The sequence below is a fragment of the Micromonospora vulcania genome (assembly GCF_042658605.1).
Classification (GTDB): domain Bacteria; phylum Actinomycetota; class Actinomycetes; order Mycobacteriales; family Micromonosporaceae; genus Micromonospora; species Micromonospora vulcania.
In genome coordinates this window covers 13181-28934 of the sequence record NZ_JBHSQS010000031.1, presented here as the reverse complement: position 1 = coordinate 28934, position 15754 = coordinate 13181, and the positions used below count along the sequence as shown (strand labels likewise).

Genomic DNA, 15754 nt, shown 5'->3' with positions numbered 1-15754 from the left:
GTCAGATCATCCGGGACGACCACAGCAGGCTGAGCGCGCCCGCGCAGAGCGCCAGCAGCAGCGCCAGCCCGGCGTACCACTGGGTCACCTCGCGCGGCTCGGTCCGGAACCCGATCGAGCTGCCCATGTCCTGGTAGACCTGCTTGAGCTCGCTCACCGAGGCCGCCTCGTAGAAGTAGCCCTCGGTGGTCTCGGCCAGCTCGGCCAGGGCCAGCCGGTCCACCGGCACCCGCTGGAGCTGGCCGCCGATGTCGACCTGACCCGTGTCGGTGCCGAACGCGATCGTGGAGACCGGCACGTTGGCCGCCTGCGCGGCCGCCGCCGCCTCCTCCACCGACCGACCGGAGGTGCGGAACCCGTCGGAGAGCAGCACGATCCGGGCCGGCGGGATACCGGCCGCGCCATCGGCCGGCACCGACCGGATCGCCTCCAGGCAGGTGAACACCGCCTCACCGGTCGCGGTCGCCTCGGCCAGCACCAACCCGTCGATCGCGCTGGTCACCGCGTCCCGGTCCTTGCCCGGCGGCACCAGCACGTTGGCCGCCTTGGCGAACGACACCAGCCCCAGGTTGTAGCTCTCCGGCAGCTCGCCGACGAACTGCTTGGCCGCCTCCTGGGCCGCCTCCAGCCGGTTCGGCGCCACGTCATCGGCCTGCATCGACAGCGACACGTCGATGGCGAGCATCACGGTGGCCCGCTCCAGGGGCTCCTTGGTGTCCACCGCGGGACGGGCCAGCGCGGTGCCCAGCACCAGCAGGCAGAGCAGGAACGCGGTCGCCGGGACGTGTCGGCGCCAGCCCAGACCCTTGGGCGCGAGCGTACGCAGCAGGTCAACGTTGGTGAACCGCATCGCGTACGCCCGGCGGTGCAGCTGCCGCCAGACGTAGAACGCGGCGAGGGCGAACACCGGCAACACGGCCAGCAGCCACCACGGTTGCAGAAAACGGATCATCGTGTCGTCCCCCGGGTGCGGGCGTGCCGCTGCGCGGCCACGAAACGCACCATGTCCAGCAGCCAGTCTCGGTCGGTACGCAGACGCAGGTGGGCCGCGCCGGCGCCACGCAGGGCGGCGGCGATCGTGGCCCGCTGGGCGGTGGCGGCCTCGGCGTAGCGCTGCCGCAGCCGCGGATCGGCGGTCTGCACCTCGTGCAGCTCACCGCTCTCCGGGTCGACCACCGGCAGAACCCCCACGTCGGGCAGCTCCAGCTCCCGCGGGTCGACCACCTCGATCGCCAGCACGTCGTGCCGGACCCGCAGCTTGCGCATCGGCCGGGACCACTGCTCGGCCGGCGCGAGGAAGTCCGAGACCACCACGGCCACGCCACGTCGGCGGGGCGGCCGGTTGAGCATCTCGATCAGGGCGCCCAGGTCACCCCGGCCGGGCTGGATCGCGGTGCGCGCGACAGTACGCAGCAGGCCCTGCGCCTCCTTGCGCCCGGAGCGGGCCGGCAACCGGGTGAGCACCCCGGGCCCGACCGGCGGCGGTCCACCCCGCCACCGCCGGGCCGGCGCCACCGCGCCACCGCCGGTGCCGATCACCGCGCCGATCCGGTTGCCACCGCGCACGGTCAGGTGGGTGATGGCGGCCGCGGCGGCCACCACCACCTCCCGCTTGAGCCACTGCCCGGTGCCGAAGTCCAGGCTGGCCGAGAGGTCGAGAGCCAGCCACGTCTCCAACTCCCGGTCGGCGACCGTACGCCGTACGTGCGGTGTCGTCGTCCGGGCGGTGACCGGCCAGTCCATCCGGCGTACGTCGTCGCCGGGGCGGTACTCCCGCGACTCACCGGCCTCGCTGCCCGGCCCGGGCAGCAGCCCGGCGTAGTCGCCCTGGAGCAGGCCGTCGAGCTTGCGGGTGACCAGCAGTTGGAGCCGGGACAGCACAGCTTCGCTACGGTCGGCGGGGGCGGGTCGAGGGGTGGGTGAGGTCACGGCCGCTGCCCGGGCCAGCCAGCGCCCGGCGGCGGGGCGGTCGGCGACGGGGAGGCCTGCTGCCGGGGTGCGACCGCCGGGAGCGGGATGGTGGACATCACCCGGTGCACGATGTGGTCGGCCGGCACATCGTCGGCGAGCGCGTCGTAGCTGAGCACCAGCCGGTGCCGCAGGATGTCCGGTGCGATGTCCTGCACGTCCTGCGGCAGGGCGTAGTCCCGACCGCGCAGCAGCGCCAGCGCGCGGGTGGCCCGGACGAGGCCGAGCGAGGCGCGCGGGCTGGCACCGTACTGGATCAGCTGGGCGACATCCGGCATGCCGTGCTCGGCCGGGGCCCGGGTGGCCAGCACCAGCCGTACCGCGTAGTCGACCAGCGCGTTGTGCACGAAGACCTGGTCCGCCTTGCGTTGCAGGGCGATCAGCTCGGGGGTGTCGAACACCGCCGTCGGCTCCGGCGCGGCCACGCCCATCCGGTAGACGATCTCCCGTTCCTCGGCGTCGGTCGGGTAGCCCACCACGATCTTCATGAGGAACCGGTCCCGTTGCGCCTCCGGCAGCGGGTAGACGCCCTCCTGCTCGATCGGGTTCTGAGTGGCCATCACCAGGAACGGGTCGGGCACCCGATGGCTCTCCCCGCCGATGGAGACCTGCCGCTCGCTCATCACCTCCAACAGGGCCGACTGCACCTTGGCCGGGGCTCGGTTGATCTCGTCGGCGAGCAGGAAGTTGACGAAGACCGGGCCCAGCTCGACGTCGAACTTCTCGCTCGACTGGCGGTAGATCCGGGTGCCCATGATGTCGGCCGGCACCAGGTCGGGAGTGAACTGCACCCGGGCGAAGGAGCCGCCGACGACCTTGGCGAGGGTCTCCACCGCCAGGGTCTTGGCCACCCCGGGCACCCCTTCCAGCAGGCAGTGACCGCGGGCGAGCAGCGCGACGAACATCCGCTCCACCATCCGGTCCTGCCCGACGATGACCCGTTTGATCTCGAACAGCGCCCGCTCCAGCAGGCTCGCGTCCTGCGCGGGCGTCGTCACCGGCCCGGGTTTGTCCGGAGCCACCCCGTTCGGCGTCGGGGCATCGGGCGTGGTCGGCTGGGCCACCGGTCCTCCACAGCGTTGGTCGGTCGTCGCGGCTGGTGTGCGGTATCAAGACTCGCACGCCTTCCTGAGTACCGAGTGGGTGAGAGTCTGATTTTCGGCGCGCCGTTCCGAGCAGCCGAATCGCCCGTCGCGGGTGGACACGGACCGGGCCGCCGCGTGTACGATTCACCCCGTCGCCGGGCGGCTCCCCCCGTGGCCGCCCGGCGCTCAAGCTCCCACCCGTGTCGCCCTAGACTGGCCGAGGTGAGCACCCTCTCCCCCGCCGACGAGCCCCTGGTCTGCTCGGCCAAAGGTTGTCGTGCTCCCGCCGTCTGGGCGCTGCAGTGGCGCAATCCCCGCCTGCACGACGCCGACCGCCGCAAGACCTGGCTGGCCTGCGACGAGCACCGCGGCAGCCTCGGCGACTTCCTGGACTCTCGCGGCTTTCTGCGTGCCGTCACTCCGGTGCCCGGATCGCCTACGCTCGACGTGTGAGCGAGCGCAGCGAGGACCGCGTCGACCCACCGGTCTCTCCCGGCCACACCGCACCGTCCTGGCCCCCCACTCCGGCCCCCGCACCACCTCCGTCACCCGGTGTCCTGCCGCCCGGCCCGCTGCCCGCCGGCGCGCCCGGTCCATTCGCCGGTGCGCCCGGCCCGCTGCCCGCCGGTGCGCCCGGCCCCCTGCTGACGGGTGCGGCGGTCGGGCATGGGCCGCTGGAGCCGTGGCCGGACACGGTCCGCTGGCAGCCGATCTCCGCCGACCTGATCTGGGTGGAGCTGATCCGGCTGGCGTTCGTGGTGGCGCTCGGGCTGGCGGTGACGGCGATCGGCTGGGCGCTGAGCGGTCACTGGCTGTTCGGGCTCGCCCTCGCCGTCGTGGTGCTGCTCGGCGGGTGGCGGGCCGTGGCCATCGTCCGCGCGGTCCGCGCCTGGGGGTACGCCGAACGGGAGGACGACCTGCTGGTACGGCACGGGCTGCTGGTCCGACGGCTCTCCATCGTCCCGTACTCGCGGATGCAGTTCGTGGACGTCAGCGCAGGCCCGTTGGAGCGCGCGTTCGACCTGGCCACCGTGCAGTTGCACACGGCGGCGGCGGCGAGCGACGCCCGGGTGCCGGGGCTGCGCCCGGCGGAGGCGTCCCGGCTGCGCGACCGACTCACCGCGCTCGGCGAGGACCGGGCGGAGGGGCTGTGAGCGCGCGACGAGGCGTCCGCCGGCCCGGCCGGGGACCGGCCCGATGAGCGACGGTCCCGCCGAGCCGGGCACCCGGCCACCGCCCCCGCCCTACCAGCCGCCGCCCGGCACCCCGCCCTACCAGCCCCCGCCCTACCAGCCGCCGCCCGGCGGCGCGGTGCCCTACAGGGCTGTGCCGCCCGGGGTGGCCTACCCCTGGCCGGTGCCGCCGCCCGGTGGCGACGGCGAGCCACGCCAGCGGTTGCACCCGCTCAGCCCGCTGCTGCACGGCGCGAAGTCTCTGGTCGTGGTGATCGCCGGGTTGTCCTGGTCGACGCTGTCCCGGGTCGGCTTCGGCTGGTTCGCCGCCATGGTGGCGGTGTTGGCGCTCGGCGCGACCGTGCTGTCGGTGATCAGCTGGTACAACACCGGCTACCACGTGGTCGGCCGGGAACTGCGGGTGCACGAGGGGCTGCTCTGGCGGCGCACCCGGGCCATCCCGCTGGAGCGGTTGCAGGCCGTGGAGGTGGTCCGACCGCTGCTCGCCCAGCTCACCGGCCTGGCCGAGCTGCGGCTCGAGGTGGTCGGCGGGGGCAAGACCGAGGCGCCGCTGGCGTACCTCGGGGTGGCCGACGCGACCCGGCTGCGCGAGCGGCTGCTGGCACTGGCCGACCGGGCGGCACAGCCGCCCACACCGGGCCTCGCGACGTCCACGACGGTTGAGGGCACGACGCCGCCGCCGGCCGCGCCGGGTCGACCACTGCACGCGGTACGCAACCAGAGCCTGCTGGTCAGCCAACTGCTGACCCCGCAGGCGTTCCTGCTCCCGTTCGGTCTGGCCTTCGTCGTACTGCAGTTCCTGTCCGCGGACTCGTGGTCGTTCGTGGCGGTGGCCAGCACACTGACCGCGATGGCCGGCGTGCTGCTGCAACCGGTGCGCCGGGTCCTGGACGACTGGAACTTCCGGCTGGCCCGCGACGGCGGCACACTGCGGGTGCACAACGGCCTGCTGGAGACCCGGGCGCAGACCGTGCCGCTGGACCGGGTGCAGACCGTACGGGCCACCTGGCCGCTGCTCTGGCGGGTGAACGGCTGGCTGCGGCTGCGGCTGGAGGTGGCCGGGTACTCCGTCGCGGAGGCCGACGACCGTAACCGTCCGGACCGGCTGCTTCCGGTCGGCGACCTGCCGACCGCGACGATGATCGTCGCGGAGGTGCTGCCGGGGGTACGCCTCGACGCCCTGACGCTGAGCCCACCGCCACCGCGGACCCGCTGGCTGCACCCGCTGGGCCGGGGCGCGCTCGGCGCCGGGCTCTACGAGCGGGTGTTCGTCACCCGGTCCGGGCTGCTCACCCGGCAGTTGTCGATCGTGCCGTACGCCCGGATCCAGAGCGTACGGGTGGTGCAGGGGCCGGTACAGCGCCGGCTGGGGCTGGCCACCGTCCACGCGGACACGGCCGGCGGCGCAGGAGCGGCAGCCCAGGACCGCGACCTGACCGAAGCGTGGGCCCTGGCAGCCGAACTGACCACCCGCGCACGAACCGCCCGAAAGTCGACCTGACCCGGGCAGCAGAGCGGGGACGGGCGGGGCGTCAGTGGTCGGCGGGTACGGCGGGCTGGTCGGCGGTGTTCGGTCCACGCGGCGCCGGCCGGGCGTCGGCCGCTCGGTCCGGCGGGCCTTCCGGGCTGGCGTCCTGTCCCGGCGGCTCCACGGCGGCCTCGCCGGACTCGGCGCGACGGGCCTTGCGGGTTGCCCACCAGCGCTCGGCCAGGCCGACCACCAGGTAGGTCACCCCGACGTACGCCCAACCGACCAGCACGTCGATCACGTAGTGCTCACCCGAGTAGACCAGGGTGAAGGTCATCGCCAGCGGGTACGCGAGCAGCAGCGGCCACCAGCGCCGACGGGTCGTACGCAGGAAGAACAGCACCACGAAGAGCGCCCACGCGGTGTGCAGCGACGGCATCGCCGCGACCGGGTTGGAGGCGATCTGGCCGGCGTTGAGCACGTTGCCGGCGCCGTGCATGCCGAACGCCTTCCAGCCCCGGGTGGAGATCCGGACGACCTCGGTGAGCAGCCCGTTCTGCGCCGCCCACCAGGGCGGGGCGGCCGGGTAGATGAAGTAGGTGGCCAGGCCGGCGGCGCAGAGGAAACCCCAGCGCCGCATGTACGCCGCCCAGCGGTGCCGGTCACGTAGCCACAGCACCGCGGCGGCGGTCAGCGCCACCACGAAGTGCGAGAAGTACACCCAACTCGCCGCCACGTCCCACCAGTGCACCTGCGGGTGATAGAGGTGCTGCTGCAACCAGATGGTCGGCACCTCGCCGCCCGTGGCCCAGCCGAACATGAACCGGTCGGCGACGATCAACTCCATCGCGTGCGGGGTCGAACCGTTGTCGGCGAACCCGCGCGAGAGGTTGTAGACGACGAACAGCAGCACCACCGGCACCCAGTCCCGGGCGAACCGCAGGTGGCTACGCCACGGCCGCTCACTGTTCCAGGCGATGGTCCCGGCCCAGATCCACACGAAGGCGTACGCGGGGTCGGTGGGCAGCCCGATGGCCAGCCAGGCGACCACGAAGGCGACCGCCCAGACCGTCATGGCGACGATGCGCCGACGACCCCCGTCCGGAGACGCGGGCGGGTCGGTCCGGGCGGGGGGTTGGGGGTCAGTCACGACGGCCATCGCGGTCAAGGTTAACGACGGGTACCGCATCGACGGACGGCGACCACCCGTCGCAGGGGTCCACGCGCGGTCGACGGGTGCGGCCGGATCACCGGGCGCGCGGCCGGCGGAGTTGGCGAGCACTAGGCTGACGACCATGCAGGAGCAGCCCGAGCCGGCCTTCGCGCCGGGTCTGACCGCCCAGGTCGAGTTGACCGTCACCGACAGCGACACCGCCCAGGCGGTGGGTTCGGGGGACGTACCGGTGTTGGGCACTCCCCGGGTGCTGGCCCTGGCCGAGGCGGCCACCGTCGCCGCCACGGCGACGGCGATGCCACCCGGGTCGACCACCGTGGGGACCCGGGTCGAGCTGGAGCACCTGGCGCCGACCGTGGTCGGCCGGACGGTCCGGGCGCAGGCCCTGCTGGTCGACGTCGACGGCCGGCGGCTGTCGTTCGAGGTGACCGTCAGCGACGGGGACGCGACGGTTGCCCGGGGCCGGGTCGACCGGATCCTGGTGGATCGGCAACGCTTCGTCGAGCGCGCCGGGCGGGCGTCGTGACCGCCGGCTTCGTCGAGATCGCCGACCGGGTGCACATGCTGCGCGAACCGCTGCTGCGGGTCAACGTCACCCTGGTCGTCGGCGACGACGAGGCGCTGCTGGTGGACACGCTCTCCTCGGCCGGGCAGGCCACCGAGTTGGCCGCCGCCGTCCGGGCGGTCACCGACCGTCCGCTGACCCTGGTCAACACCCACCACCACTACGACCACTGGTTCGGCAACGCCGTCCTGGCCGGCGAACCGCCCCGCCCGGTGTACGCGCACGAGCTGGCCGCCGCCGCGATGCGCGAGCAGCCGGACCGGCTGCGCCGGGAGGCGTACGAGGAGGTGCGCGAGGAGCACCCGGCGCTGGCCGCCGAGTTGGCCGACACGCCGCTGCTGGCCCCGACGCACACCGTGCACACCGAGACGACGCTCGACCTGGGCGGTCGGCGGGTGCTGCTGCGGCACCCGGGGCGCGGGCACACCGACGCCGACCTGGTGGTGCACGTGCCCGACGCGGACGTGCTGGTCGCCGGTGATCTGGTGGAGCAGAGCGGCCCGCCCGCCTTCGAGGACTCGTACCCCTTGCAGTGGCCGGACGCGGTCGCGGACCTGCTCCGGCTGACCACCGCGCGCACGGTGGTGGTGCCGGGTCACGGCGACCCGGTGGACGTCGAGTTCGTCCGCGCCCAGCACGCCGAGCTGGCGAAGCTCGCCTGGCTGATCCGGGCCGCGCACACCGGCGGCGCGCCACCGGAGCGGGTCGCCGCCGAGGCGCCCTTCGGCGCCCGCGCGGCCCTCACCGCGGCCCGGCGCGGCTACACCGAGTTGACCGGCACCGCCTAACCCTCGAAGCGGCGACGGACCTCGGCGCGGGTGGGCATGGCGGTGGCGCCGCCCGGGGACTCGCAGACCAGGCCGGCCACCCGCAGCGCGAACGCCACCCGGTCGACCCAGCCGGCCGGTTCGGCCGGTTCGCCGTCCAGCAGCAGGTCGGCGATCAGCGCGGCCAGCACCGAGTCGCCGGCGCCGGTGGCGTCCACGGCGTTCACCTTGGGCGCCGGTACGCGTACCGGGTCCGCGTCGGCGGCGGCGAGCACCGCGCCGGCCGCGCCCATCGTCACCACCACCGTGGCGGCGCCCAACTCGCGCAGGTACGCGGCCACCCCCTCGACCGGCTCGCGCGGATAGAGCAGGTCGGCGTCGGCCGTGCTGAGCTTCACCAGGTGCGCGCCGGCCGCGAACTCGGCCACCACGGCACGCAACCCGGCCAGCGCGGCCGGCCCGTCCAGCAGTCGGGGGCGTACGTTCGGATCGAAGACCCGCAGCCCGGTGGCGAGCGACCAGGCGCGCCGGGCGGCGGCCAGCGTGTCGGGTCGGAGCAGCACGACCGACCCGCAGTAGAGCACGTCCGCCCCCTCCAGCAGCGGGAGGCTCAGGTCGTCGGGGCCGAGCAGGCCGTACGACGGCGGCTCGCCATAGAAGCGGAAGTCGGGTTCCGGGCCGGCGAACGTGACCACCGCGAGCGTGGTCGGTGCCGGCACCGTGACCGCTCCGGCGAGCCCGACGTCGAGCGCGGTCAGGAAGTCACGAATACGGCCGGCCAGCACGTCGTCGCCGAGCGAACCGACGAACTGCGCCGCGCCGCCGAGCCGGGCCACCCCGACGGCGACGTTGAGCGGCCCCCCGCCGATCGCCTGCCGGTAGACCCGCTCACCGTCGCGCTCGGTGTCGAGCAGGTCCACCAGCGCCTCACCGAGCACCACCGCGTACCCCATGCCGGTCTCCTTTCGTCGTCGCCAGCCGCCAGTGTCGGTCGCACGCTAGGCCGCGTGGTGGATCGGTCCGGCGAGCGTCGTCAGCGGGTGGCCGGTGCCGCCCCAACGGGCCGCGACGATCTGCGCGGCCACGCTCACCGCGGTCTCCTGCGGCGTACGCCCACCGAGGTCCAGCCCGATCGGCGAGGCGAGCCGGGCGAGCTGAGCCTCAGTGAGCCCTTCCTCGCGGAGCAGCTTGTGCCGCTCGTCGTGGGTACGCCGCGAACCCATCGCACCGACGTACGCCAGCTCGTGCCGCAGCGCCAGCGCCAGCAGCGGCACGTCGAACCTCGGGTCGTGGGTCAGCACGCACACCACCGTCCGCCGGTCGACGCGGCCGGCCTCCAGCTCCGAGCGCAGGTAGTGGTGCGGCCAGCGCACGACCACCTCGTCCGCCTCGGGGAAACGTGGGGCCGTGGCGAAGACCGGCCGGGCATCGCAGACCGTGACCCGGTAGCCGAGGAACGCGCCGATCCGGGCCACCGCGGCGGCGAAGTCGGTCGCCCCGAGGACGATCATCCGGGGTTCGGTGGCGTACACGGCCACGAAGAGGTCCAGGCCGGTGCCCCGGCGCTGCCCGTGGTAGCCGTAACGGAGCACCCCGCTCTGGCCGGCGGCGAGCAGCCCGCGGGCGTCGGCGGTGGCGGCGGCGTCCAGCCGGTCGTCGCCGAGGGAACCGGTCACCCGCTGGCCAGCCAGCACCAGCCGCCGACCCAACCGTCCCGCCGGGTCGTCCGGCAGCGTGCCCGGCGGGTCCGCCGCGTCGGCGGCCACGCAGGTGACCACCGCCGCGGGTTCGGCGGCGCGGCGCGCGGCGGCGACGGCGTCCAGCTCCGCGAGAGCGCCGGAGTCCATCCGCTGTACGAACACGTCGAGCACGCCGCCACAGGTCAGGCCGACGATGTACGCGTCGTCGTCGCTGATCCCGTACCGGGTCAGCTCGGATCGGCCGGTGTCGAGCACGTGCCGGGCCCGTTCGTAGAGGTCGGCCTCGACGCAGCCGCCGGACACGCTGCCGGTGACGGTGCCGTCGGCGGTCACCAACATGGCGGCGCCGGGCGGCTGTGGCGCGGACCGCCAGGTGGCCACGACGGTGGCCAGCGCGACCGCCTCGCCGGCACGGCAGCGGCGGTGCACCTCGTCGAACACGTCCGGCACGCGCTGCCGCCTCTCCGTCTCGTGAGCGCGGCCGGCTGGCCTCCGCGCTCGGCTGGTCTCGGCGCTCGGATGCTCTCCGCGCTCGGCTGGCCTCCGCGCTCGGCTGGTCTCCGCGCTCGGATGCTCTGCCACAAGTGCCGCATAACGCCCTCTGTGGAGGATATGGCTGCTTCGATCGGGAGTGGGCGCGAGTTGACGAACAATGCCGACCGGGCGCGGCCCGGATCACCGGCCAGCCGCACCGGAGCGTCTGACACATCGAGGAACGGCTATTGCATAGCGGCCCGGCGACGTGGTGGGATGACGCGTACCGGGCGGCGCGAGGGCTGTCGCGCCGCCGGTTGCCGGGTTCGACATGACGCGAGGGCACCGGTCCGCGACAGGGACCGTGGACGGCACGCGTTCACCGACCGGTTCCGGCCGGGGCACCCGTCGCCGTGATCGTCGCATTCCACCCGCTTGCGGCGGGGCGGCTCGGGCGGCACGCCTCGCGAGTCAGGAGACCCCGTGAACCGTTCCCGTACGGCCGCGTTGCTCATCGCGGCCGTGACCCTCGCGCTGGGCGCCGTCGCCCTGGCGTCCAGCCCCGACCCGGCCGCCGCACACGGTGCGGCGATGACGCCAGGCAGCCGCACCTACCTGTGCTGGCAGGACGGGCTCAGCCCGACCGGCGAGATCAGGCCGAACAATCCCGCGTGCTCCGCCGCCGTGGCGCAGAGCGGGGCGAACTCGCTCTACAACTGGTTCAGCGTGCTGCGCTCGGATGCCGACGGCCGGACCGTGGGCTTCATCCCGGACGGTCAGCTGTGCAGCGGCGGCAACCCCGGCTACCGCGGCTACGACCTGGCCCGTACCGACTGGCCGGTGACCCATCTGACGGCCGGTGCCCGGCTGGACTTCCGGTACAGCAACTGGGCGCACCACCCGGGCACCTTCTACTTCTACGTGACGAAGGACAGTTGGAGCCCGACCCGGGCGCTGGCCTGGAGCGATCTGGATGAGCAGCCGTTCCTGACGGTGACCAACCCGCCGCAGCGCGGTGCGGTGGGCACCAACGAGGGGCACTACTACTTCAGTGGCAACCTGCCGTCGGGCAAGAGCGGGAAGCACGTCATCTACTCCCGCTGGGTACGCGCGGACTCGCAGGAGAACTTCTTCGGCTGCTCGGACGTCGCCTTCGACGGTGGCAACGGCGAGGTGACCGGGGTGGGTCCGGGCGGTACGCCGACCCCGACTCCGACCACCCCGACGCCCGGGCCGACCGACCCGCCGCCCACGACCACGCCGCCGCCCGGCGGTGAGTGCATGGCGGTCTACAGGGTGGTCAACGCCTGGCAGGGTGGCTTCCAGGGCGAGGTAATGATCATGAACCACGGCAGTACGCCGTTCGCCGGCTGGACCGCGAGCTGGACCTGGCCCAGCGGGCAGTCGATCAGTCAGGTCTGGAACGCCACCCAGACCTCGTCCGGCTCGTCGGTGACGGCGACCAACGTCTCGTACAACGGCACGGTCGCGCCGGAGGGCACCACGACCTTCGGCTTCCTGGCCAGCACCACCGGCACCAACGCCCTCCCGACGGTGACCTGCGCCCGCCGCTGATCCAGCCGACCCCGGGCCGCCGAGCGCGGACCGGCGAACCAGGCGTAAGGAAGGGCCCCCTGTTATGCAGAATGCGATAACAGGGGACCCTTCCTTACTGATCAGCGGACCATGGAGCCCACGACCGGCTTGGTGAGCAGCGCGGACTGGTTGCGCTGGATACCGGGGTCGAGGGTCTTGGCCACGAAGATGGCGTGCCAGATGCAGAAGATCAGCACGGTCCACACCTTGCGGGAGTGGTCGGCCTCCTCCCGCTTGTGCTCGTCGAGCAGGCGCAGCGCGTACGACAGGTCGAGCAGGTCGCCCGCGCCCGAGGTGCTCAGCACGTGGCGGGCCCACTCGTACATCTCGCCGCGCAGCCAGACCCGGGTGGGGGTCGGGAAGCCCAGCTTCTTGCGGTTGACGATGGCCGGCGGTACGACGCCCTGCAACGCCTGACGCATCGCGTACTTGGTCGCGTCGGAGCGCGGCGGCAGCTTGAGGTCCACCGGGATCTTCGCCGCGACCTCGAACACCTCACGGTCGAGGAACGGCACCCGCACCTCCAGCGAGTGCGACATCGAGATCCGATCGGCCTTGACCAGGATGTCGCCGCGCAGCCAGGTGTAGAGGTCGACGTACTGCATCTTGGTGACGTCGTCCAGCTCGGTGCACTCGGCGTAGATCGGGGCGGTCACGTCGGTGTAGCGCACCGATGGGTCGTAACGACGCATCAGGTGCTGCTTCTCCTCCTCGGTGAACATCCGGGCGTTGCCGTAGTAGCGCTCCTCGATCGGGGTGGTGCCGCGCTCCAGGAAGCTCTTGCCCTTGACCCCCTGCGGGATCGCCTTGGAGACCGCGCGCAGCCCCTTCTGCACCCCGCCGGGCAGGCCGTTGACGGTCCCGAGCGAGAGCGGCTCCCGGTAGATCGTGTATCCGCCGAAGAACTCGTCCGCACCCTCACCGGAGAGCACCACGGTGACGTGCTCGGCGGCCTTCTTCGCCACGAAGTAGAGCGGAACCAGCGCCGGGTCGGCCACCGGGTCGTCCAGGTGCCAGACGATCTTCGGCAGCGCGTCGATCATGTCCTGCGGACCGATCTTGGTGGGGATGGTGGTGACGTCCAGGTGCCGGGCCGAGTCCTGGGCGACGTCGATCTCCGAATATCCCGGTACGTCGTAGCCGACGGTGAAGGTGAGGATGTTCGGGTTGAACTCGCGGGCCAGCGCGACCACGGCCGTGGAGTCGATGCCGCTGGAGAGGAACGAGCCGACCGGCACGTCGGAGCGCATGTGCATGCGCACGCTCTCCCGCAGCGTCTCCCGGATCTCGTGGTAGAGCTTCTGCTCGTCGTCGACCGGCGCCGGCCGGAAAACCGGCCGGTACCAACGGCGTACGTCGATCCGCCCGCCCGGGGTCCAGGTCAGGTACTCGCCGGACCCGATCCGGTTGATGCCCTTGTGCAGGGTGCCGGGCTCGGGGACGTACTGCAGGGTCAGGTAGTGGCTGAGGTTGGCCCCGTCGACGCCCGCGTCGCCCTGGTAGCTGCTGTGCGCGAACGGCAGCAGCGCCTTCTTCTCCGAGGCCAGGTAGAGCCCGTCGGCGGTCTCCAGATAGTGCATCGGCTTGATGCCGAAGTAGTCGCGGGCGCCGAACGCGCGCCGCTCCTGCCGGTCCCAGATGACGAAGGCGAACATGCCGCGCAGCCGGGTGAGCACCTGCTCGCCCCAGAAGTGGTAGCCGGCGACGATCACCTCGCCGTCGCCAGCGGTGGCGAACTGGGCGCCGAAGTCCCGGGCCAGCTCCTCACGCAGCTCGATGTAGTTGTAGATCTCACCATTGAAGGTGAGCAGGTAACGGCCGTTCGCGTAGGGCAGCGGCTCGTGGCTCGACGCGACGTCGATGATGGCGAGCCGCTTGTGGGCGAACACTCCGTCCGCGTACCGGCCGGAAGCGTCGCCGACCACCTCGACCCCGGTCTCGTCGGGCCCGCGGTGGTGCAGGCATTCCAACGCTCCAGCGATGTGGTCGCGGTGCGCGGCGGCGTTGCCGTTCGCGCTGAAGAAGGCCAGGAGTCCGCACATGGTGGTCATCTTCCCACGCGCGCGATCGGCCCGTCGCAGCCGTCCGACGATCCGGAGCGCTCCCGGCCGGCGCCACCGCGAAGCGGGCGCGCGGTACGGTCGGGACCAGCAATGACGCGGAGGGAGCGGCGCAATGACCGAGGGACGCACCGACGGTACGCCGACGGACGGTACGGAATCGCACGATCCGGACTTCCCGGAGGCGTTCCTGTCCTTCATGCGGCAGGGCTGGCGCGACACCGCGCTCCCCGTCGCGCCCCGACCGGAGGCCCCGAACTACGCCAAGCGGCGGGCCGCGCTCTCGGCGGCCTTCCCCGGCGAGACGCTGGTGATCCCGACCGGCACCGAGAAGGTCCGGGCGAACGACACCGCCTACCCGTTCCGGCCGGGCAGTGACTTCGCCTACCTGACCGGCGACCACGACCCGGACAGCGTGCTGGTGCTGCGCCCGAACGGCTCGGGGCACGACGCCACGCTGTACATGCGGCCCCGCTCGTCCCGGGAGAACGACGAGTTCTTCCGCAGCCGGCACGGTGAGCTGTGGGTGGGCCGGCGGCACACGCTCGCCGAGAAGTCCACCGAGCTGGGCCTGCCGACCGCCGATCTGACCGGCCTGGAGGCGACCCTGGCCGACCTGGCGCCGGGGCGGACCCGCGTGCTGCGTGGCTTCGACGCCCAGGTGGACGCCGCGATCCGCCCGTACGACGGGGTACGCGCCGACGGGCAGCCGCCCCGCGACCGGGAGCTGGCGATCGCCATCTCGGAGCAGAAGCTGGTCAAGGACGAGTGGGAGATCGGCCAGCTCCAGGACGCGATCGACGCCACGGTGCGCGGCTTCGAGGACGTGGCGCGGATCCTGCCGGCCGAGCGGGCCGTGTCGGAGCGCCTGCTGGAGGGGATCTTCGCGCTGCGGGCCCGGCACGACGGCAACGACGTCGGGTACGGCTCGATCGTCGGCGCCGCCGAGCACGCCACGATCCTGCACTGGGTGCACAACCACGGCGCCACCCGACCGGGTGATCTGCTGCTGATGGACATGGGCGTCGAGGGCCGCAACCTCTACACCGCCGACGTGACCCGGGTGCTGCCGGTGAGCGGCCGGTTCACCGCCCTGCAACGCCAGGTCTACGACATCGTGTACGCCTCACAGCAGGCGGGCATCGAGGCCATCCGTCCGGGCGTGAAGTTCAAGGACGTCCACCTGACCTGCATGCGGGTGCTCGCCGAGGGCCTGGCCGAGCTGGGTCTGCTGCCGGTGAGCGTGGACGAGGCGATGGACGAGAAGTCCTCGGTCTACCGGCGGTGGACGCTGCACGGCTTCGGCCACATGCTCGGCATCGACGTGCACGACTGCTCGAACGCCCGCAAGGAGACGTACCGCGACGGCACGCTGGGCGAGGGCTACGTGCTCACCGTCGAGCCGGGGCTGTACTTCCAGCCCGAGGACGAGCTGGTCCCGGCCGAGCTGCGCGGCGTCGGCGTACGGATCGAGGACGACGTGCTGGTCACCTCGACCGGTGCGGTGAACCTGTCGGCCGGTCTTCCGCGCACCTCCGACGAGGTGGAGACCTGGCTGGCCGAGCAGCGTGCGGCTGGTGCCCGCCTGCCCGGCTGACCCAGCACCGGCACGACCACACGGCGGACCCCGCCGCCGGGACGCGACGTTTCGACGTCCGCGTACCCGGCGAACGGGGTCCGTCGGTGTTTGTGCTGGTCACACCC

Annotated in this window: 14 protein-coding genes; 7 read left to right on the top strand and 7 right to left on the bottom strand. The window is 72.9% G+C overall.

Translation table 11 applies throughout. From position 1 onward, the window contains the following. Position 1: 1 nt before the first annotated feature. From ACFQGL_RS29235 to ACFQGL_RS29225, 3 genes are read right to left on the bottom strand one after another with little or no spacing between them, the layout of a single operon-like run. Positions 2 to 952, bottom strand: coding sequence for a VWA domain-containing protein (locus tag ACFQGL_RS29235; RefSeq protein WP_377515839.1), 951 nt, complete (start codon positions 950 to 952; stop codon positions 2 to 4). Then, positions 949 to 1947: a DUF58 domain-containing protein gene (locus ACFQGL_RS29230; protein WP_377515860.1), complete on the bottom strand. Its 999-nt coding sequence runs from the start codon at positions 1945 to 1947 to the stop codon at positions 949 to 951. Before ACFQGL_RS29230 ends, ACFQGL_RS29235 begins: the two co-directional genes overlap by 4 nt. Continuing rightward, the gene (locus ACFQGL_RS29225; protein WP_377515838.1) at positions 1926 to 3032 is read right to left on the bottom strand and encodes an AAA family ATPase; all 1107 of its coding nucleotides are present in this window, start codon (positions 3030 to 3032) and stop codon (positions 1926 to 1928) included. The genes ACFQGL_RS29230 and ACFQGL_RS29225 overlap by 22 nt, the downstream gene beginning before the upstream one ends. 243 nt (positions 3033 to 3275) lie before the next feature. Between ACFQGL_RS29225 and ACFQGL_RS29220 the strand changes: the two genes are divergently transcribed. The 3 genes from ACFQGL_RS29220 (at position 3276) to ACFQGL_RS29210 (ending at position 5747) form a co-directional block, all read left to right on the top strand. Continuing rightward, positions 3276 to 3506 (top strand): hypothetical protein, encoded by a 231-nt coding sequence (locus ACFQGL_RS29220; protein ID WP_377515837.1) that lies wholly within the window; start codon positions 3276 to 3278, stop codon positions 3504 to 3506. 119 nt (positions 3507 to 3625) lie between these two features. Further along, positions 3626 to 4207: a PH domain-containing protein gene (locus ACFQGL_RS29215; RefSeq protein ID WP_377515859.1), complete on the top strand. Its 582-nt coding sequence runs from the start codon at positions 3626 to 3628 to the stop codon at positions 4205 to 4207. A gap of 43 nt (positions 4208 to 4250) precedes the next feature. Further along, on the top strand, positions 4251 to 5747 hold the full coding sequence (locus ACFQGL_RS29210) for a PH domain-containing protein (protein ID WP_377515836.1): 1497 nt from the start codon (positions 4251 to 4253) through the stop codon (positions 5745 to 5747). A 31-nt stretch (positions 5748 to 5778) separates the two neighbouring features. Here the strand turns inward: ACFQGL_RS29210 and ACFQGL_RS29205 are convergent, their stop codons facing one another. Beyond that, on the bottom strand, positions 5779 to 6873 hold the full coding sequence (locus ACFQGL_RS29205) for a phosphatase PAP2 family protein (protein ID WP_377515835.1): 1095 nt from the start codon (positions 6871 to 6873) through the stop codon (positions 5779 to 5781). 136 nt (positions 6874 to 7009) lie between these two features. On the opposite strand from ACFQGL_RS29205, the gene ACFQGL_RS29200 reads away from it, so the two are divergent. Next, entirely contained in the window at positions 7010 to 7414 is a 405-nt protein-coding gene (locus ACFQGL_RS29200) for a thioesterase family protein (RefSeq protein WP_377515834.1), read from the top strand. After that, on the top strand, positions 7411 to 8241 hold the full coding sequence (locus ACFQGL_RS29195) for an MBL fold metallo-hydrolase (RefSeq protein WP_377515833.1): 831 nt from the start codon (positions 7411 to 7413) through the stop codon (positions 8239 to 8241). Before ACFQGL_RS29200 ends, ACFQGL_RS29195 begins: the two co-directional genes overlap by 4 nt. Here ACFQGL_RS29195 and ACFQGL_RS29190 read toward each other — a convergent pair. Together ACFQGL_RS29190 and ACFQGL_RS29185 are read right to left on the bottom strand one after the other, a co-directional pair. Next, complete coding sequence (locus tag ACFQGL_RS29190) at positions 8238 to 9173, bottom strand: PfkB family carbohydrate kinase (protein WP_377515832.1); 936 nt, start codon at positions 9171 to 9173, stop codon at positions 8238 to 8240. The genes ACFQGL_RS29195 and ACFQGL_RS29190 overlap by 4 nt on opposite strands. 45 nt (positions 9174 to 9218) lie before the next feature. Beyond that, positions 9219 to 10370, bottom strand: a complete 1152-nt coding sequence (locus ACFQGL_RS29185; RefSeq protein WP_377515831.1) for an XdhC family protein — start codon at positions 10368 to 10370, stop codon at positions 9219 to 9221. Positions 10371 to 10877: 507 nt separating this feature from the next. On the opposite strand from ACFQGL_RS29185, the gene ACFQGL_RS29180 reads away from it, so the two are divergent. Then, positions 10878 to 11969, top strand: a complete 1092-nt coding sequence (locus ACFQGL_RS29180) for a lytic polysaccharide monooxygenase auxiliary activity family 9 protein (protein WP_377515830.1) — start codon at positions 10878 to 10880, stop codon at positions 11967 to 11969. A gap of 101 nt (positions 11970 to 12070) precedes the next feature. On the opposite strand, the gene asnB is transcribed toward ACFQGL_RS29180, so the two are convergent. Beyond that, positions 12071 to 14032, bottom strand: a complete 1962-nt coding sequence (gene asnB / locus ACFQGL_RS29175; protein ID WP_377515829.1) for an asparagine synthase (glutamine-hydrolyzing) — start codon at positions 14030 to 14032, stop codon at positions 12071 to 12073. A 133-nt stretch (positions 14033 to 14165) separates the two neighbouring features. Between asnB and ACFQGL_RS29170 the strand changes: the two genes are divergently transcribed. Continuing rightward, positions 14166 to 15647 (top strand): aminopeptidase P family protein, encoded by a 1482-nt coding sequence (locus tag ACFQGL_RS29170; protein ID WP_377515828.1) that lies wholly within the window; start codon positions 14166 to 14168, stop codon positions 15645 to 15647. Positions 15648 to 15754: the final 107 nt, after the last annotated feature.

Coding starts and splice junctions, on each gene's coding strand:
- ACFQGL_RS29210 (WP_377515836.1), top strand. CDS start 4,251: ATGAGCGACGGTCCCGCCGAGCCGGGCACCCGGCCACCGCCCCCGCCC.
- ACFQGL_RS29200 (WP_377515834.1), top strand. CDS start 7,010: ATGCAGGAGCAGCCCGAGCCGGCCTTCGCGCCGGGTCTGACCGCCCAG.
- ACFQGL_RS29190 (WP_377515832.1), bottom strand. CDS start 9,173: ATGGGGTACGCGGTGGTGCTCGGTGAGGCGCTGGTGGACCTGCTCGAC.
- asnB (WP_377515829.1), bottom strand. CDS start 14,032: ATGTGCGGACTCCTGGCCTTCTTCAGCGCGAACGGCAACGCCGCCGCG.
- ACFQGL_RS29235 (WP_377515839.1), bottom strand. CDS start 952: ATGATCCGTTTTCTGCAACCGTGGTGGCTGCTGGCCGTGTTGCCGGTG.
- ACFQGL_RS29205 (WP_377515835.1), bottom strand. CDS start 6,873: ATGGCCGTCGTGACTGACCCCCAACCCCCCGCCCGGACCGACCCGCCC.
- ACFQGL_RS29170 (WP_377515828.1), top strand. CDS start 14,166: ATGACCGAGGGACGCACCGACGGTACGCCGACGGACGGTACGGAATCG.